Below are 19,564 nucleotides of genomic sequence, written 5' to 3'. Positions count from 1 at the left end.
TTGTGTGTTTGATTATATTTGTGATTTACCAAAGATGATTCATTTGCCTTTTCAACCAGATTTTTCATGTGAATTGGATTTGCAGAAACAAGGTTTTTTTCATATAGCAGGTGTTGATGAAGTGGGACGTGGTCCTCTTGCTGGACCTGTGGTAACAGCGGCAGTTATTTTTAATAAGCACCATATTCCGGATGGATTGAATGATTCAAAAAGACTTTCTATCATACAACGTAAAAGGCTTTATAATGAAATTTTACAAAGTGCATTAGCAATTTCAATTGCCAGTCTTTGCGCTCGTACAATTGATCAGTCAAATATTAGAAAAGCAACCTTAGAAGCAATGCGTCGTTGTATTATAGGATTAGCAGTACCAGCGGATTATGTACTCTTTGATGGACGTGATATTCCCTCTAAGTTGCCATGTCCAGCAACTGCTTTGATTAAAGGTGATCAGCGTTCTGTTTCAATTGCGGCAGCATCCATTATTGCCAAAGTAACGCGTGATCGGATGATGGAATGTGCGGGGCAAGTTTATAAAGCTTATGGTTTAGAGAAGCATGTAGGTTATGCAACGCAAGTTCATCGTGCAGCTCTTAATAAATATGGTCCGGTTGCGAGATTACATCGTTATAGTTTTTCACCACTTAAAGAACATTACAAGGATGATACACCGTGACGATTTTGCCTCTTAATAGTGCTTCGATAAAAGAGGCAATTAAACTTCTTGAACAGGGGAGGTTAGTGGCTTTACCAACAGAAACCGTCTATGGATTAGCGGGTGATGCAACCAATGGGAAGGCTGTCGCTTCTATTTTTTATACAAAGAAGCGACCGCAGTTTAATCCGCTTATTGTGCATGTAAGCGGTGTTGACATGGCGGAGCGTTACGTAGAAATTGATAGTCTTACACGTCGATTAATGGAAGTTTTTTGGCCAGGGCCTTTAACATTTGTCTTACCTTTGAAGGCACATCATGATATTCATCCTCTAACCACTTCTGGTTTAGATACATTGGCTATTCGTTTTCCTGAGGGTGGTTTTGCGGAGGTTGTAGAATATTTTGGTCGGCCTTTAGCTGCTCCTAGTGCAAATCACTCAGGACGTCTTAGTCCAACTTCAGCACAAGCTGTTTTTGCATCTTTGGGGGATTCTGTACCTTTAATACTTGATGGAGGTTCTTCTAGAATAGGGCTTGAATCAACGATTATTAAGGTTTGTGATAAAAATATTTACCTTTTACGTCCGGGGGGAATTTCTGCTGAAGAAATTGAGAAAATCACGGGAAAATCATTGCAGAGGCTGGATCAACGAGCAGCAATTGAAGCGCCAGGTATGTTAAAATCACATTATGCCCCCAATGCTGCAGTTCGTTTGAATGTACAAAAAGTAGAAAGTGGAGAAGCGCTTTTAGCTTTTGGTCCTAAGCGTATAGCAGGTGTTAACAATGCTGTTTCTGTTTTAAATCTTAGTGAGAGTGGACATTTGGAAGAGGCAGCATCCCATTTATTTCAGTACATGAAGCAATTGGATTCACTCAAAGTGAAATGTATTGCAGTAGAACCTATTCCGTCTTATGGATTGGGTGAGGCTATGAATGATCGTTTAATACGTGCCGCGGCTCCAAAGGAAAAATGAAGATGGAGCAAATTTTAATTGAAAGCTTTAGAAAAATTGTTGGTTCAGCGCATGCTATAACAGATCAGGCATTGATTGCACCGTATTTACTTGAAGAGCGAGGGCTTTTTCATGGAAAAACACCATTGCTTTTACGACCATCTTCTACTGCAGAAGTTTCATTAATCATGCAATTGGCTAGTCAAACATGTACACCGATTGTACCTCAAGGGGGAAATACAGGTCTCGTGGGCGGTCAACAGCCAGATGCGAATGGGAACAGTGTTCTTTTATCAATGGAACGCTTAAACAAGATGAGATGTATAAATCTTGAAGGTAATTTTGCTGTGGTGGAGGCTGGTGTTATTTTACAGGATTTTCAGAGAAAAGTAGATGAATTGGATCGTTTTTTCCCCCTTTCTTTGGCTTCAGAAGGCTCCTGTCAGATAGGAGGAAATCTTTCATCTAACGCTGGAGGAACGGCTGTTTTAGCCTACGGCAATATGCGTGATCTTTGTCTTGGTTTGGAAGTTGTTTTGCCAGACGGTCGTATTTTAGATGATTTGCGTTTTGTAAAGAAAGATAATAGCGGTTATGATTTGAAAAATCTGTTTATTGGGGCGGAAGGCACTTTAGGTGTTATAACAGCGGCAGTTTTGAAGATTTTTCCAAAGACTAAAGGAACAGCAGTTGCTTTTGTAGGCTTATGTAGTCCAGCTAAAGCTTTAGAGTTTTTATCACTCGCTCAATGTCATGGAGGGGGAATGTTGACTGGTTTTGAGCTTATGGGAAAACTTAGTTTGCAAATGGCTTTAGATTATAAGAAATGTGAGAAATCTCCTTTTGAGCAAGAGCATGAATGGTATGTATTGATTAATATTTCGTCATTGCGGGGTAATAATGAGGCATTATCTGTGTTAAATATTATTTTGGAAGAGGCTTTAAATGGTGCTGTGATAGAAGATGCGGTTATTGCACAATCGTTAAAACAGCAAAATTTTTTTTGGCAATTGCGTGAAAGTATATCGCCTGCACAGAAGTTAGCAGGAGGCTCCATTAAGCACGATATTGCATTGCCTGTTACTTCTATTCCAGAGTTTATAGCTGAGGCTGCTCTTATTGTTGAAGATATTGCTCCTGGTGCACGCGTTGTTTGTTTTGGCCATATGGGTGATGGAAATCTGCATTATAATGTTACACAACCTATTAGTGCTGACTCTGTCAAATTTTTGCAGTTATGGTCACGCATGAATCGCTGTATTCATAATTTAGTAATGTATTATCAAGGTGCATTTTCTGCAGAACATGGAATTGGTCAGCTTAAGCGTGAAGAGCTTCGCACATTCAAATCACCTGTTGCGTTGGACATTATGCAAGGGATTAAGCAAAAACTCGACCCTTTAGGGATTATGAATCCTGGAAAAATTCTATAAGTCAAGAATAATAAAGTTTAGGAAGTGTTTTTGTTTAGATTTTAGTAACCAAAAAAGAAACCTATTGTTTTTTATTGAATCTTTTAATAATCCAGTGGGAAAAAGCTGTTAGAGGGTATATGTTATTAAGATAAATTGGGACAACTATATATGGCTAATCAATGCTTTAATCAGGCAAAAGCGGGGCTTGAATTTCGGTTAGATCCGTGCCATTTGCCACAAACAACGACATATTTTTCATCAAAAACGGGCAATAGAATGATTTGTTCATTAAGTGAGCGCGGTGTTTTTTTTAAAATGGATACTCTTTCAAGTTTGTCGCGTTTAGTACCACCTTATCATTTTAAAGGAATTGCAGCACGTACTGTGAAAATGCGTTCAGGGGAAAAAGCCGTTGCATTAGAGCTGTTTCATGCTGATGAAGAAGTTTGTATTCCACTTTTAGTTTCGAGAGATTTAAATAATGTTCTTCTAGATTGGCGTTTATGGGCAGATACTTATGCGCTTCCTATGCTTATGATCACTGAAGATAATGGTGTTATAGTTGTTAAAGATCGTTCTGATTTACGTCGATTTTTTTATACAACTTTGCCTGTTAAACGAAAGCGCTTTGTCCTCCGTTATGGTAATTCGTTAGGATTGCGTTTGGTGATCGCGAATCAGGTTGCGTTACAGTAGTATTGATATGCATTGGCTTTATTATTATTCAAATTGATGCGTTTATTTTTGACAAGCGGAGCATTGAAAGTACGTATCAATTTTTAGAGTATGTCACTGTACAATGACGTTTTTTGCGGGCTTTAAGCTTATTTTGACTTTTGATCTAAATAGAGGCGTTGATTCGCAACATCCTCGAGAATTTGGAGAATGGAAGAACATAGAGGAATTTTATATTTTTTCCCCATGCACAGGATAGACAAAAGTTCCCATTACTTCGTTACTTTTGGAGATAAAGCAACTGTCGTCAAATCTGGCAAATTAATACCACTCTACGTAAAATCATCAAAAAGCAGTTAGGAATATAAATTTTTTTTCAAATATAATTAACTAACCATCTTAAAAAACGGCATGTAGAATATCAAATATATCAATGATCGTCATCGACTGTAGTGTTAAGGGGTGTTATATCTTTATTTTTCTTAATTTTTATAACTCCAATCATTCCAGTTGAAATAATTAATGCAGACATAGCTAAAAAAGAGCTCACTAATCCCACGAGTGCAAAGAGTCCAGCAATAAAGCCAGACACTGCTTCTGCAGAGTTCGCTAAAGTTGAAAAAGTTCCAAAACTATTACCAAAATCTTCATGACGAGAATATAATTGAATAGCTGAGACTAAACTAATATCCACAAATGCACCAATAAATCCTAAAACAAATGCTAACACGAGAAGGAGTTTTAAATAAAGTCCTGCTATTAAGGGCATAACAAACAGAATAACCCCATAAAGGAGCCAAAATACCATGAGCTTTAATGATGTAACATTTAATATAATTTTACTATATAACAAACCACCTACAATAGTTCCAACAGCAATGAGAGAAAAAATATAACTAACAAAGCTTTCCTCTCCACCCACAGAGAGCACAAAAGCTGGAATTAAAAATCTTAAAATTGCACCAGTAAAGAGAATAGCAAACGATGAGCCAACGAGCGTAATAAATAAATTATTATTTTCTGTAGAAATATATTTAAGATAGGAAGCTGTTTCTCGATAAATTTTTATAAAATTGAATGGTTTATTCTTACTTGAATTTAAATTCATGAGATTAAATAACAATATAATAGATATGAAATAGGTAAAAAAATCAAAAATGAGGACTGCTGATTTATTTGCTAAAAAAAGCAGTACCGAACAAACTAAAGGGCCAATGACGGATGCAGTTTCCTCTATAATTTGTGCAATGCTATTTGCCTTTGTAAGCTCATTTATTGAAAACATTCTCGGAATAGCGGCTTGAAAACTTGGTTGAAAAATACTTCTTCCTATCGTTGTACATATTGCTGCAAAAATAAGAACAATAATATGTGCAGTACCTGTTATATATGTTATAAAAACGAATAATGAGGCTAATAATCTAACAAATTCACTTAAGATCATATTTTTCTTCAAAGAAAAATTATCAGCTAACCAACCTCCTATAGGGCCAAAAAAGAGAAAAGGGATAAATCGAAAAAAATACACAAGACCTGTAAAAAAGTAGTTATCTGTTAATTCTAAGACAAGTAAAATAAAAATAACTTCATAAGCAGAATCACCAACTTTAGAAATAAATAGAGAGAGAAAAAGAGATAATGGACTCTTTTTGAAAAATGAGTTCATATCAACCATCCGATATTAAAATTTTTTACGTTTAAAGTTACACTACATTTAATAAAATTTGTGATATGAACTTTAAAGGAATCGTATATTCTAATAAATCTCTTAATAAGTTAATAGAAAACTTAAATAAATATTCATGATGATACAAACATTTAGACCAGTATCAAGAAATATAATAATTTTTCTTTCTTAGTTTCTTTTTAAAAAAGAAGGAATGTAAAAATTATTATCTCAAAATCTGCCATATTAATACAATAAATAGCTCACTTTTTTCACACTAGTGCGATAGTGTTCTTCACATATTACATAATGCAATATTAGATTTATTCTTTGTATAATTATTTTTTGATAAGAATGGATAAAGCCAACACGAGTAAATAGGGAACCGTGCCTATTTTTGTCAAAAATGCTGTAAATTTTGCTATTCTTGACAACGGGTAGAAGATGCTTTTTAAGTAAATATTGATTGTATTATTTTAGCCTGAAGACAGCAATGCGTACGTACTCATTATTTATAAGAAGATATGCTTTCAATTTCTTGCTAAAGCGGGAAATTTTAAAATAAGCCAGATTTTAATTGCAGTAGAAATATTTATCCTTTAGAATGACAAATATATCAATAAACAGACTATTATCATACATACATAAGCTCTTTTTTAGCTATAAATCTACCTGTTTTTCCAGTTTTTTGCAATAAATGCCTTTAAAAATACGTTGATCTTCTTCTGGCATCAGCCAAAACAGAATATTAGTATACCAATACCAGTCTAGTTTCGTAAGTTGTCAAGAGTGGCTATCTTCTACTATAAGATTATTCGATAAAAGAATATTATTTCTAATGTCTCTGTTGATAAGGGCACACAAAATTCTATTGTAGCATCACGTTTTCCCTTCATATTCTCAGCAGGAATTGTCCATATATCACCCTCAACCTGATCTTTATGGATATGACGCAAAGGACGCGTACGAATACCTGTAAGAATAAGTAGGCGCAAAGCCAGTTGTGTTAGGCTTGATGCTTCGCAAAGTATTTTATAAAAAGCCGGTATATCTCTCCAATCTATTGCCGGCATGTTTTTAACTTTATGACGCTGTTTACCTAAGCACGTGCTTTTTTAAAGAAGCATTTCTTAAGGCACATAAGCCCATTTCACGGCGCCGACCATGAATAGTATAACGATAAAGCCATTGAGCACCACCATCTTTACGCTTGTGAAGAAGCAAGCTGGCACCATCATTATATTTGCTAGCTCCCAATGTTGCGACAGCCTTTGCATTAAGACGATTCATAAGAGGCATTTTTACTCCTTTCTTCTAGTGTTTTTACCCACACGCCAGTGACGTGCAAGCAAGTGATTTTGATTGATCCAAGATAAGCAGATTTGAAATGAGAGAATCTCAGGATATTCGGGTCTCTTATTCAATATGAATAACGATAAATTATCTATATAAATCAATACCTTGTATAGGTAATGATGGGATATGCATTAATGATGGGATATGCATTAAGAGAATGGTTATTTCAATAAATACAGCAATAAGATAGTTAATATGATTGCAATTTTATGTGTAGAGATCGCGTCTTTTTTTATTTTGTAATGAGCGTGAATATCTTATTGCCATGTTTTATGTTTCAAAGGAAAATTTAAGAGTCTTTTCCACATGAGTGATATAGAATGGTTAGCAGAATTGTACATTATGTTTTGTGCAAGTATCCAAACATGAAAAAGAATATTCAAAGGATTTAACTTTCTCGTGCAATGGCGCGCCATCCAATATCGCGGCGGACAAAGCCTTCTGGCCAATCAATACAATCAACAGCTTCATAGGCGCGTTTTTGCGCTTGTGTAACGGTTTCTCCTGTTGCGGTTATATTTAAAACGCGTCCGCCATTAGCAATGATTTCTCCATTGTGTAAAGCTGTTCCAGCTTGAAAAACTTTCACGTCCGGGAGAGCATTTACTTTATCAATATTGCGGATAATAGTACCTTTTTGAGGAGAATCTGGGTATCCATTAGCAGCCATAACAACAGTCAAGGCAGTTTTTTCAGACCATTGAATGGATTTCTTTTCAAGTTTTCCTTGGGCCGCGGCAAGAAGAATTGGAAGAATATCATCTTGTAGACGCATCATTAAAACTTGACATTCTGGATCACCGAATCGTACATTAAATTCAATTAATTGGGGTCCTTTTTGTGTTATCATCAATCCGACGAAGAGGATTCCTTTAAAGGGGATTCCCATTTTATCCATACTTTGTAGAGTAGGGTTAACAATTTCTTTGAGAGTACGATCAACCATTTCTTGGGTCATAATGGGAGCTGGTGAATAAGCTCCCATACCACCGGTATTTGCTCCAGTATCACCATCACCAATACGTTTATGATCTTGAGCAGATCCGAAAGGAAGTGCGTTTTTACCGTCACAAAGACAGAAAAAACTTGCCTCCTCACCTTCAAGAAAGGATTCTACAACAATTTTTTCTCCTATATTGTTTACTGTACATTTGAGACAGGTATCAACAGCATTTAATGCTTCTTCCATTGTTGTGGCAACAACAACGCCTTTACCAGCAGCTAAGCCATCAGCTTTTATGACGATGGGGACACCTTGTTGTTGAATATAGGCTTTGGCTTTTGCAGCATCATTAAAGCATTGGTAGGTTGCTGTAGGAATGTTATTCTTATGGCATAATTCCTTTGTAAAGGCTTTTGAGCCTTCTAGCTGAGCAGCTTTTTGAGTAGGGCCAAAGACAGGGATATGAGCGCGATTCAAGGAATCTGTTATACCTGCAATTAATGGTGCTTCTGGTCCAACAATCACGAGGTCAATAAAATGTATTTTACAAAATTCAATAACGAGAAGATGGTCATCAATGTTTAAATCGATGTTTTCACCCAATTCCATTGTTGCAGGATTTCCAGGAGCGCAATATAATTTTGTTAGCAGTGGTGATGCTGCTATTTTCCATGCTAAAGCATGTTCCCGTCCACCTGAACCGATAAGAAGAATATTCATGTTTGTTCCTACTACAGAAAATGATTAATCTAGTTCTCTTGTCATAAGAATGAAATGCTTCTATCGCAAGACTAAAGGTGAAATCATTTAATGAAAAAAAGTAAAAATATTGCACATATTCAATCCTGTGAAAATCAGGGTCGCGTTATGGACGCGTCTTCTAAACAATGGGTTTATAATTTTCTTCCAAGCTCTTTGTGGTTTTATGCCCAATTAGCACGTTGGGATCGGCCTATCGGATGGAAATTGTTGATGTGGCCTTGTTTTTGGTCGACGACCATGGCGTTTCTTTCTTGTGAAATGTTTCAATTATCTCTTTTATCAATGTTAATAAATTGGTTATGGTACCTTACCCTTTTTTTTATTGGTTCCATAGCCATGCGGGGGGCAGGTTGTACTTGGAACGATCTTATAGATCATAAAATTGATTCTCAGGTAGAAAGAACACGGTCTCGTCCTTTACCAACAGGTCATGTCAGTCGCTTTCAGGCAAAAGTTTTTTTATTCGTGCAATGTTTGGTTGGTTTAGGTGTTTTATCGCAATTTAATAGGTTTAGTTTCTTTCTGGGCATTTCATCATTGGTGGCAGTTGCAATTTATCCTTTTATGAAGCGCGTGACATATTGGCCACAATTTTTTTTAGGAATTGCGTTTAATTGGGGAGCATTGATGGGATGGGCAGTAGTATATGGAAGTTTGGGTTGGGCACCAGTTTTTATTTATATAGGGTCAATTTTATGGACCATGGGCTATGATACAATTTACGCACATCAAGATAAGGAAGATGATGTTACTGTAGGAGTACTTTCTACGGCACTTCTTTTTGGTAAAGGCACAAAGCGCGCGCTGGTATTTTTATATAGCGGTTTTATAGTATTTGTCAGTTTAGCATTTTATTTAGCACAAGTCCCTCTTCTCAGCTTTTTAGGTCTTTTTGTTGCAAGTATTCACGTGTTTATGCAAATTAAAATCATCAATATAGATGACAGTGCACAATGCCTCAAGTTGTTCAAATCGAATTCATTTGTTGGTTTTTTGATTTTTGTTGGTTTAGTGTGTGGCGGTATATGGAAAGTATTTTACCCTATGATTTAAAAACCGTCATCGAGAAGTCAGAATCGTGGGGTATGGAATGCTGAAACAAAAAGGAATAAAAATTTAAAATGCCTGCATTAATTTTTTAATTTTGTTGTGTCAATTTTAGATACCTTTCCATACAAAACAGGTTTTTCGTTGCATTTTCCAATTTCTGGAAATGGATGAAAAGCAGAACGTTGAGATGTTTGAAACGTCTCCTTTAGTTTTAATCCAAATTTCTCATTTTTCTAGATTTCATTAGGGTTAAAATGTGGAGAATATTCTGCTTCTTTACTTTGATTTGAGCGTCATTATTTCTTGAGTTTCTGTTAAGACAACGTTTTGCTCTTATAAGGACATCACAATCCTTTTTATTTGAACGATATAATACGAAAAAGATTGCTGTTAATCACATTTCGTACAGAAGATGTTTTTTTCTATTGAAATTGAAATCAATGATTTAATCTTAATTTTCACTCTAGCCTTATAGAAAAAAGGTTACCTATTTTTAAGTTTAGGGTGAATTAAGGATAAAGTTTTTGGCTTTTCCACTCAAGATGTTCAGGAGAATCGCGCGTAAAGAGGAGACGATCATGTAAACGAAATGGGCGGTCATTCCAGAATTCGATAGAAAGTGGCTTAACACGGAAACCAGACCAGTAAGGTGGACGAGGGATATTGCCTATTGCATAACGTATCGTATAGTGAGCTATTGCTTTTTCGAGAATAAAACGGTTTTCTAATGGTTGAGATTGTTTGGAGGCCCATGCACCAATGCGACTGCCGCGTGGTCGTGATTGGAAATACGCATCTGCTTCTTGAGGACTGACTTTTTCAACAATTCCTCTAATTCTGACCTGACGACGTAGAGATTTCCAATGAAAACATAAGGATGCTTTCATTGATTTTAAAATTTCGTGTCCTTTGCAACTTTCATAGTTGGTATAGAAGACAAAACCTTGGGGACTAAAGTCTTTAAGAAGAACTATACGTACATTGGGGAAGCCTGTTTCATCGACCGTTGCTAACGCCATAGCGTTCGGATCGTTTATCTCGCTTTTTGTTGCTTCTTTAAGCCATTTTGCGAAGAGTGCAAAAGGTTTTTGCGTTTGCATCAAATCACTATTTGTTTGTATTTTGTTGTTCATAGTATCTCCGAGTATCAGCAAGCTTGCAGGAATTATCTTTTGTTTTCTGTTGATTTATTTTGTTATCAAGAAAGTGCTCATTTTTTCTTTTCGCATAGGATATAATGAACAATATAAAATAAAATACCTATTTTATCTGGTATTTTCGTTCTTTTATAGACATATAAAGAAAGGAAAATCATTTTATAAAATGATTGATGAGAAGCTGTAAGGGATGTTGAACAACGTGTCAGTTGATATTTTGAAAATGAAAAGAGGTCAATATGCGTGATCCCTACACAATTTTGGGTGTGGCACGTACCGCAAAACCACAAGAGATTAAATCGGCATTTAGAAAGTTAGCAAAGAAATATCATCCAGATCACAATACGGATGATGCAAAGGCTAAAGAAAAGTTTTCTGAAATTAATCAAGCTTATGAAATTATAGGTGATAAAGACAAAAAAGCCCAATTTGACCGTGGTGAAATTGATATGGAAGGCAAACCACTTTATCAAGCCTATGGCACTGGTGAAGGTTTTAAAAATAGACATAATCCTTTTTCAGGAGGAACGAAAGGATTTGATTTTGGTTCTTCAGGTGGAGCAGGTTTTGATGCAAGCGATATTTTCCGTGATTTGTTTGGGGGAGGAGGGAGCTTTTCAAAATCTGCACAATATAATAAGCCTCAACAAGGTGCAAATGTTCGAGCTGCTCTTACAATAACATTGGAGCAGATGGTTGGTGCAGAAAAGGTAGAAGCTGTTTTTCCCAATGGAAAAAAATTAAAAATTAAGCTTCCAGATTATGTTGAAGATGGGCAAGTTATTCGCTTAAAAGGTCAGGGAGAAGAGGTGAGCTATGGGCAAGCAGGAGATGCGTTAGTGACCATTCACATTCAAAAACATCCTCGTTTTCGACTTGAAGGAAGGGCGCTTCATCTTGATTTACCAGTACCTCTTAAACATGCTGTTTTGGGAGCAAAAGAAGAAGTTGAAACTTTGGAGGGACGTGTTGTCTTAACTATTCCTGCTTGGTCGAGTTCTGATCGTGTTCTACGGTTGAAAGAGAAAGGGCTACGTCTAAAAAATGGTAAAAGAGATGATCTTTATGTGCATATTCGTATTATGTTGCCGGAAGGTGGAGATGCAGCATTAGAACAATTTTTACAAATGCAAAAAAGTTAATATTTATATGATATAAAAGCATAGTTTTTATTGGATTTTAAACCAATGACTTGAAGAAAAAGTTGACCTATGTCATAGGCAGACGGATAATATTAATTTCGAGTAGCAATGGGACAGTGCTGATGGCGAAGAGTAATGGTTTATTGTGCGGAAAGCGTGGTCTAATTTTAGGGTTGGCTAATAATCGCTCTATCGCTTGGGGAATAGCTAAAGCGGCGAATGCAGCAGGGGCAGAGCTTGCTTTTACCTATCAGGGGGAGGCGATGAAAAAACGTGTTGAACCTTTGGCTGAGGAAGTGAATGGGTTTGTTTGCGGTCATTGCGATGTTTCTGATAGTGCGTCTATTGATGCAGTTTTTCAAACTATAGAGCAAAAATGGGGCAAGCTCGATTTTTTAGTTCATGCTATTGGTTTTTCGGATAAAGATGAATTAAGCGGTCGTTATGTTGATATTAGCGAATCAAATTTTATGATGACCATGAATATTTCCGTTTATTCCTTAACGGCTTTAACAAAGCGTGTAGAGAAATTGATGTCGGAGGGAGGTTCAATTTTAACATTGAGCTATTATGGCGCAGAAAAGGTTGTTCCTAATTATAATGTGATGGGAGTTGCTAAAGCAGCACTTGAAGCAAGCGTGAAATATTTAGCAGTAGATTTAGGGCCTAAGCATATTCGTGTGAATGCTTTATCTGCTGGGCCAATCAAAACGTTAGCTGCTTCTGGTATTGGTGATTTCCGTTATATTTTAAAATGGAACGAGTATAATGCTCCCTTACGTCGTACGGTAACAATTGAAGAGGTTGGGGATTCCGCTCTTTATTTTCTTTCAGATTTATCTCGTTCTGTTACAGGTGAAGTGCATCATGTGGATTCAGGTTATAACATCATAGGTATGAAAGCTGTTGATGCACCGGATATTTCCGTCGTTAAAGAATAAATCTTAGTTTATGAGATTTTCTTGAGCAACGGAAATTGAATCGAGCTTGAAATGGCCAATGGTATTTGGAGATGGGAAGTTTTTTGCACATCTCGACAGGCGTTATGGTTACGTATATTTGACGAAGAAACGGGTCATTTTACATGTCGCATAATACATTTGGTCATTTGTTTCGTGTAACAACATGGGGTGAAAGCCATGGTGCTGCTCTTGGTTGCGTTATCGATGGTTGCCCTCCGGGCATTGCTTTTACTCTTTCAGAAATTCAAGCCTATCTTGATAAACGTAGGCCAGGGCAATCCCAATATACAACGCAGCGCCGAGAACTGGACCAAGTAGAGGTACTTTCAGGGGTTGTAGCTCAAGATGATGGGGCAACATTGGTGACAACAGGTACGCCAATTTCCCTCTTGATTCGAAATATGGATCAGCGTTCTAAAGATTATAGTTCGATTGTTCATCAGTATCGTCCGGGCCATGCAGACTATACTTATGAGGTTAAATATGGCATTCGTGATTTTCGAGGTGGCGGACGTTCTTCAGCACGTGAGACAGCAGCACGTGTTGCGGCAGGTGCTCTTGCACGTAAAATTGTTCCTGGTTTGGTTGTACGGGGTGCTGTTATAGCGATTGGTCCTCATAATATTAATCGTGATCGTTGGAATTGGTTGGAAGTTGATAACAATCCTTTTTTTACACCTGATGCAGAGATGGTGCAGGTTTTTAGTGATTATATTAATACATTGCGTAGAAAGGGATCATCTGTTGGTGCCCTTATTGAGGTTATTGCAGAAAATGTTCCTGCAGGTTTAGGAGCGCCTATTTATGCAAAACTTGATCAAGATATTGCATCTTTTTTAATGTCGATTAATGCTGTTAAGGGGGTTGAAATCGGTGATGGTTTTGCAGCGGCCCATCTGACGGGAGAAGAAAATGCAGATGAAATGCGTATGGGAAGTGATGGAAAACCGATTTTTTTATCTAATCACGCTGGTGGCATTTTAGGCGGAATATCGAGTGGACAGCCAATAGTTGCACGTTTTTCTGTTAAACCTACTTCATCCATTTTGATTCCACGTCGTTCTATTGATGTTGATGGTAATGAAGTCAACGTTGTAACAAAGGGGCGTCATGATCCGTGTGTTGGGATTCGTGCTGTTCCTGTCGGTGAAGCGATGGTTGCTTGTGCTATTGCTGACCATTATCTTAGGCATCGTGGCCAGGTTGGTTGCTTCGAAAGGTAAATCAATGACGTATGATCAAAAAAAAATTGTTTCTGCACTTCGTGCTTTTGAACGTGGTGAAATTGTTGTAGTTACGGATGATGATGACCGTGAGAACGAGGGTGATTTAACTGTTGCTGCTGTTCATTGTACAGAAGAAAAGATGGCATTTATTATTCGCCATACAACGGGAATTGTTTGTGCACCTATGCCAAAGGAAGAAGCACAACGGTTTAATCTTACACCTATGGTCTCGGATAATAATTCAACACACAGAACGCAATTTACTGTGACTGTTGATTTTAAACACGGGATAACAACAGGTATTTCAGCGTACGATCGCACATTAGCAGTTCGTAATCTTGCGAATTCAAATGCTGGTGCAAGTGATTTTGTTCGTCCAGGACATATTTTTCCTTTAATTGCGCATGAGGGAGGGGTTCTTATGCGCTCAGGTCACACAGAGGCAGCTGTTGATTTATGTAAATTGGCCGGTTTACCGCCTGTTGGTGTTATTGGTGAGTTAGTCAATGATGATGGCAGTGTTAAACATGGGTATGAAGTTACAAAGTTTGCACAAGATAATCAATTGCACATAATAACAGTTGCAGATCTGATTGCGTATCGCCAACGTAAGGAAATGTTGATCAGGCATGTTGGAGAAATGCATATTGAAACTTTAGCGGGTCCAGCTGTTGTTCAAAGTTATCAACTTCCTTGGGAATCAGTCCAACATGTTGCAATTGTTTTTGGCGATATTCGTGACGGTGAAGATATTCCTGTACGGTTACATCGTGAAAATATTATGAATGATGTTTTTGGTCAATCTTCAGAAGTTGTAGCGATTATGCGGCGTATGGTGGAAAAAGAAAAACGTGGTGTCTTTGTTTACTTACGCGAAGGATCTGTTGGTGTTGGTGCACAACAAGCCATTGGCAGTCAAGAAAGGGTAATGAAAGGTTTAGAAAATCATGTACAGGCGCTTGAACGTGAAGAAGAATGGCGTCAAATTGGTTTAGGAGCGCAAATTCTAAAACATTTAGGGATTAGTTCTGTTATCGTTTATGCTTCTAAAGAACGTTATTATGTTGGTTTAGAAGGGTTTGGAATTCGTATATCGAGAACGGATATTTTGTGAGGATGATATGGAAAAAGAGATACAAAAGGGAGATATCACTACATTAAGTTTTGAGGAAGCGCTGAAGCAGCTTGAGGTTATTGTTGAAAATTTAGAACGTGGGAATGTTCCTTTAGAACAATCAATTGATATTTATGAGCGTGGTGAATCTCTTAAAAAACATTGCGAGAATCTTTTAAAAGTGGCCGAAGCTAAAGTTGAGAAAATTCAGCTTTCAGATAAAGGTTGTCCAGAAGGTGTAGAGCCTCTTGATTCTGAATAATATTCAGTGATTTTGGAGGATACATTGCAATGTAGGGAGAGGGCGAAGAAACCTCATTTATATGGAAAAAACTTTAGCAGTTTATTTTTTGTGAAATAATTGAAAGATGAGAATCTATAAATCATTTTAAATAGAGAATGTTTTTCCAGTAGAAAATGTGCGAAACTATAAACAAAGGGGTATAGAAGACATAATTTTCTTCTTTTATTCTCTTGATAAGGTAATATTAAGGAGCTTTATTTGTCTCGAACGTTGACACCATTACTTGACTGTATTTGTTTTCCACAAGATTTGCGGGCATTGCCGGAGTCTGATTTAGTACAATTAGCTGATGAATTGCGGGTCGAAACAATTGATGCGGTTTCTGTAACGGGTGGCCATCTTGGTGCGGGGCTTGGTGTCGTTGAGCTCACTATCGCATTGCATTATGTTTTTAATACGCCTGAGGATAGGATTATTTGGGATGTTGGTCATCAAGCCTATCCCCATAAAATTTTGACGGGGCGTAGAGATAGAATTCGCACACTGCGTCAAGAAGACGGATTGTCAGGTTTTACGAAACGTTCCGAAAGTGTATATGATCCGTTTGGTGCTGGTCATTCTTCCACTTCTATTTCAGCAGGTCTTGGCATGGCGGTGGCGAGTGCTTTGAAAGCAGAGATGAGACGAAATGTCATTGCTGTAATTGGTGATGGTGCCATGTCTGCTGGTATGGCGTATGAGGCGATGAATAATGCAGGTGCTTTGGATGCACGTTTGATTGTTATTCTTAATGATAATGATATGTCTATTGCACCTCCTACTGGTGCTATGAGTGCTCATCTTGCACGGTTGGTTTCTCGTCCCTCTTACCGTAATTTACGTGAAAGAGTGAAGATGTTCAGCGAAAAGTTGCCAAAGTTCTTTTTGGATAAAGCGCGTCGTTCAGAAGAATTTGCGCGTAGTTTTTTTGTTGGAGGAACTCTATTTGATGAACTTGGCTTTTATTATGTTGGCCCCATAGATGGTCATAATTTAAATCATCTATTACCTGTTCTCAAAAATGTTCGTGAATATCCCAATGGTCCTGTTCTGGTACATATCGTAACGCATAAAGGGAAGGGGTATGCACCTGCGGAAGCATCATCTGATAAATATCATGGTGTTAATAGCTTTGATATTGTGACAGGGAAACAAATTAAGATACAAAGCAATGCTCTTTCTTACACAAAGGTGTTTTCTAAGGCTCTAATAGAGGAAGCCAGTCATGATGATAAGATTGTAGGTATAACGGCAGCAATGCCTACAGGCACGGGTCTTGATTCTTTTGCAGAAAAATTTCCTGAAAGAATGTTTGATGTTGGTATTGCTGAACAACATGCAGTGACTTTTGCTGCTGGAATTGCTTGTGAAGGCTATAAACCTTTTGTTGCGATCTATTCCACTTTTTTACAGCGTGCATATGATCAGATTATTCACGATGTATCAATTCAAAAATTACCGGTGCGTTTTGCAATTGATCGGGCAGGTTTTGTGGGTGCTGATGGAGCAACACATGCTGGCAGTTTTGATATTGTTTTTTTAACCACACTCCCTGAATTTGTTGTTATGGCGCCTTCTGATGAAGTTGAACTTATGCATATGGTGCGTACTGCTGCAGCGTATGATCAGGGGCCAATTTCTTTTCGGTATCCGCGTGGTGAAGGTATTGGGTTGGATTTACCACAGCGTGGTGAATTGCTCGAGATTGGTAAAGGCCGTGTGCTGCGTGAGGGAAATAGGATAGCTTTAATCTGTTTTGGAACGCGAATGTCAGAAGTGTTATCAGCTGCTGATGCATTGGTTGTGGAGGGGTTATCTACAACGGTTGCGGATGCACGGTTTGCAAAGCCTTTGGATAAGGATTTGATGCGTCGTTTAGCACGTGAACATGAAGTATTGGTGACGATTGAAGAAGGTGCAATAGGTGGGTTTGGAGCGCATTTACTACAGTTCTTTGTACAAGAAGGGCTTTTAGAACGTGGCTTAAAAGTTCGCACATTAAAACTTCCGGATGAATATTTGAATCATGGTTCACCAGAGAAAGTTCTTGCGCGTGTTGGACTTGATGCGGTTGGTATTGTTAATACGGTTTTGACTGCTTTGGGTCGTGATATTCGGACAGTGCAAAAAATTCGAGTATGATATATGGCCGTAAAAAAAAGGCTCGATATTCTTTTAGTTGACAAAAACTTTTTTACGACTCGCTCACGGGCACGTGATGCAGTGATGCGACAAACAGTTAAAGTTGATGGAAAAACAATTTTAAAAGCTGGGCAAATGATTTCTGATGATGCAGAAATTATAGTTTGTGATCCTGCGCAAAATTACGTTTCACGTGCAGCATTGAAATTAATTGCTGCGCTCGAAGCGTTTCCGGTCATAACAACTGAAAGAATTGCTCTTGATATTGGGGCATCAACAGGGGGATTTACACAAGTTCTTTTAGAGCGTGGGGTTTCTCATGTGATTGCTATTGATGTTGGCCATAATCAATTTGATGCGCGTTTATCCGGTAACAGTGCTATAACCTTATTAGAAGGTATGAATGTGAGAGATTTGAAACCAAAACATTTTGGGCATCGTGAGATTGATCTTATTGTATCAGATGTTAGTTTTATTTCTCTCAAGCTCGCTTTACCACCTGCTTTATCTTTGGCGAAAAAGGGAGCGCAAGCCGTTTTATTGGTAAAACCTCAATTTGAAGTTGGCCGTAAGCAGCTTGGTAAGGGGGGAATATTGAAAGATCCATCAATGGCTAAAAAGACTGCTGAAGCACTCTTTGTCTGGCTAAATACACAAACGGGATGGAGTGCAAAAGGTTTGCTTCCTTCACCTATTATGGGCAGTCATGGTAATCTGGAATATTTATTATTCGCGGAGAAAAACAAGAGTGAGTGATAGCGTTATAATCGACCATATTGGAGCAAATGGTTATGGTGTCATCAAAACTTTGTATGGCTTGGTTTATGTTCCTTTTACTCTACCAGGAGAGTCTGCGGAAATTTCTGTTCATGGAAAATATGGTACGCTCATAGCATTGAAGGAAAAATCACCGGAGCGCATTAATTCTCTTTGCAAGCATTTTGGAGAATGTGGTGGGTGTACACTTCAGCACTGGCATCCTGATGCTTATAGCATGTGGAAACGACAACGGGTTGTTGATATACTGAAAGAGTATGGGCTTGATATTGTTGTGTCACCTTTAGTCGAGTGTAAACCTTATAGTCGACGTCGAATAACTTTAACAGCATCCATTACACGGAAAGGTTATAGAGTTGGTTTTAATCGTCATATTTCTCATGATGTTATAGCACTTGAAGAATGTCCAGTGAGTCGTCCAGAGCTTATATCTAAGCTTAATGATATCAGGATGCTTTGCGCTTTTCTAAGCAATCATGCTAAACGATTTCACATCACAATAACACACGTTGAAAATGGTTTTGATGTTGCTTTAAACGGTTGTGTTGTACGTAATGAATTTATTCGTCAAAAAATGGTGCATGCAGCTCTTTCATGTGGGATTACGCGTTTGTCTGTTGAAGGCGAAATCTTGATTGAACAAGAAAAGCCATTGGTTTCCTTTGGAGATGTGCTTGTTGAATTACCTTCAGGTGGTTTTCTTCAAGCAACCTATGAAGCAGAGAATATCATAAGCGATATTATTTTGGCCCATTTAAAAAAAGTAAAGAATGCTGCTGATTTATTTTCAGGACTTGGAACCTTTACTTTGCGGATGGCTAAAAAGGTGAATGTTCATGCGGTTGAGAATAATGAAGTAGCGTTAGCAAATTTAGATTCAGCGGCACGTTTTGCAACGGGTTTAAAAAAAGTAACCTGTGAGAAACGTGATCTTTTTCGCCGTCCACTTTCTGTGAAGGAACTTGAGCGTTTTGAATGTGTTATTTTTGATCCTCCACGTGCTGGTGCGGAAGAGCAGGTACATGAACTGGCTAAGGCAAAAATTCCATGTGTGATAGCTATTTCATGCAATCCTATTACATTTGCTCGTGATTTATCTCTTCTTGTTGCAGGTGGTTATGCAGTAGAACAAATCACACCAATTGATCAATTTTTATGGTCACCACATGTTGAAATTGTTGCTGTTTTGAGCAAGCGCAAAGCAAAGACAAGTTGGAAACTTTAGCTTCAAGGAAAAAGCTTTTTCGATGTGCTGAAATTTTTTTAACCAAATTCATTTT

General features: G+C 37.7%; 16 protein-coding genes and 1 pseudogene. 13 read left to right on the top strand and 4 right to left on the bottom strand.

Annotated features, from left to right (window positions below; translation table 11 throughout):
* Positions 1 to 34: 34 nt before the first annotated feature.
* The 4 genes from MCS_RS02265 to MCS_RS02250 all read left to right on the top strand — a co-directional run bounded on the left by MCS_RS02265 (position 35) and on the right by MCS_RS02250 (position 3,725).
* On the top strand, positions 35 to 676 hold the full coding sequence (locus MCS_RS02265; protein WP_004855124.1) for a ribonuclease HII: 642 nt from the start codon (positions 35 to 37) through the stop codon (positions 674 to 676).
* The gene (locus MCS_RS02260; protein WP_004855122.1) at positions 673 to 1,635 is read left to right on the top strand and encodes an L-threonylcarbamoyladenylate synthase; all 963 of its coding nucleotides are present in this window, start codon (positions 673 to 675) and stop codon (positions 1,633 to 1,635) included. Before MCS_RS02265 ends, MCS_RS02260 begins: the two co-directional genes overlap by 4 nt.
* Positions 1,636 to 1,637: 2 nt before the next feature.
* Positions 1,638 to 3,047, top strand: a complete 1,410-nt coding sequence (locus tag MCS_RS02255) for an FAD-binding oxidoreductase (protein WP_004855119.1) — start codon at positions 1,638 to 1,640, stop codon at positions 3,045 to 3,047.
* 150 nt (positions 3,048 to 3,197) lie between these two features.
* Positions 3,198 to 3,725, top strand: coding sequence for a DUF6101 family protein (locus tag MCS_RS02250; RefSeq protein WP_004855117.1), 528 nt, complete (start codon positions 3,198 to 3,200; stop codon positions 3,723 to 3,725).
* A gap of 409 nt (positions 3,726 to 4,134) precedes the next feature.
* Here MCS_RS02250 and MCS_RS02245 read toward each other — a convergent pair whose 3' ends face one another.
* The 3 genes and pseudogenes from MCS_RS02245 to purD all read right to left on the bottom strand — a co-directional run bounded on the left by MCS_RS02245 (position 4,135) and on the right by purD (position 8,389).
* Positions 4,135 to 5,370 carry an MFS transporter gene (locus tag MCS_RS02245; RefSeq protein WP_004855115.1) on the bottom strand — a complete coding sequence of 412 codons (1,236 nt, stop codon included), beginning with the start codon at positions 5,368 to 5,370 and terminating at the stop codon, positions 4,135 to 4,137.
* An 809-nt stretch (positions 5,371 to 6,179) separates the two neighbouring features.
* A pseudogene (locus MCS_RS08035) lies at positions 6,180 to 6,669 on the bottom strand (hypothetical protein); the annotation flags it as partial.
* Positions 6,670 to 7,114: 445 nt separating this feature from the next.
* A complete protein-coding gene (purD, locus tag MCS_RS02230) occupies positions 7,115 to 8,389 on the bottom strand; it encodes a phosphoribosylamine--glycine ligase (protein ID WP_004855108.1) in 1,275 nt (424 codons plus the stop codon).
* Positions 8,390 to 8,479: 90 nt separating this feature from the next.
* On the opposite strand from purD, the gene ubiA reads away from it, so the two are divergent.
* Entirely contained in the window at positions 8,480 to 9,484 is a 1,005-nt protein-coding gene (gene ubiA, locus MCS_RS02225) for a 4-hydroxybenzoate octaprenyltransferase (protein WP_004855104.1), read from the top strand.
* 506 nt (positions 9,485 to 9,990) lie between these two features.
* Here ubiA and pdxH read toward each other — a convergent pair.
* Positions 9,991 to 10,614 (bottom strand): pyridoxamine 5'-phosphate oxidase, encoded by a 624-nt coding sequence (gene pdxH, locus MCS_RS02220; protein ID WP_004855099.1) that lies wholly within the window; start codon positions 10,612 to 10,614, stop codon positions 9,991 to 9,993.
* A gap of 263 nt (positions 10,615 to 10,877) precedes the next feature.
* On the opposite strand from pdxH, the gene MCS_RS02215 reads away from it, so the two are divergent.
* The 8 genes from MCS_RS02215 (at position 10,878) to MCS_RS02180 (ending at position 19,509) form a co-directional block, all read left to right on the top strand.
* Positions 10,878 to 11,780, top strand: a complete 903-nt coding sequence (locus MCS_RS02215; protein ID WP_004855097.1) for a DnaJ C-terminal domain-containing protein — start codon at positions 10,878 to 10,880, stop codon at positions 11,778 to 11,780.
* A 122-nt stretch (positions 11,781 to 11,902) separates the two neighbouring features.
* Positions 11,903 to 12,721, top strand: coding sequence for an enoyl-ACP reductase FabI (gene fabI / locus MCS_RS02210; protein WP_004855094.1), 819 nt, complete (start codon positions 11,903 to 11,905; stop codon positions 12,719 to 12,721).
* A gap of 143 nt (positions 12,722 to 12,864) precedes the next feature.
* Complete coding sequence (gene aroC, locus MCS_RS02205) at positions 12,865 to 13,965, top strand: chorismate synthase (protein WP_004855093.1); 1,101 nt, start codon at positions 12,865 to 12,867, stop codon at positions 13,963 to 13,965.
* A gap of 4 nt (positions 13,966 to 13,969) precedes the next feature.
* Positions 13,970 to 15,082: a 3,4-dihydroxy-2-butanone-4-phosphate synthase gene (gene ribB / locus MCS_RS02200; protein WP_004855089.1), complete on the top strand. Its 1,113-nt coding sequence runs from the start codon at positions 13,970 to 13,972 to the stop codon at positions 15,080 to 15,082.
* 7 nt (positions 15,083 to 15,089) lie between these two features.
* Complete coding sequence (locus tag MCS_RS02195; RefSeq protein ID WP_004855088.1) at positions 15,090 to 15,344, top strand: exodeoxyribonuclease VII small subunit; 255 nt, start codon at positions 15,090 to 15,092, stop codon at positions 15,342 to 15,344.
* Positions 15,345 to 15,584: 240 nt separating this feature from the next.
* A complete protein-coding gene (gene dxs, locus MCS_RS02190; protein ID WP_004855086.1) occupies positions 15,585 to 17,507 on the top strand; it encodes a 1-deoxy-D-xylulose-5-phosphate synthase in 1,923 nt (640 codons plus the stop codon).
* 3 nt (positions 17,508 to 17,510) lie between these two features.
* Complete coding sequence (locus MCS_RS02185; RefSeq protein WP_004855084.1) at positions 17,511 to 18,263, top strand: TlyA family RNA methyltransferase; 753 nt, start codon at positions 17,511 to 17,513, stop codon at positions 18,261 to 18,263.
* Positions 18,256 to 19,509, top strand: a complete 1,254-nt coding sequence (locus MCS_RS02180; protein ID WP_004855082.1) for a class I SAM-dependent RNA methyltransferase — start codon at positions 18,256 to 18,258, stop codon at positions 19,507 to 19,509. The genes MCS_RS02185 and MCS_RS02180 overlap by 8 nt, the downstream gene beginning before the upstream one ends.
* The last annotated feature ends 55 nt before the right edge of the window (positions 19,510 to 19,564 follow it).

Origin of the sequence: Bartonella doshiae NCTC 12862 = ATCC 700133 (genome assembly GCF_000278155.1) — a bacterium.
GTDB lineage: Bacteria > Pseudomonadota > Alphaproteobacteria > Rhizobiales > Rhizobiaceae > Bartonella > Bartonella doshiae.
This window is presented reverse-complemented; position numbering and strand designations above follow the sequence as displayed.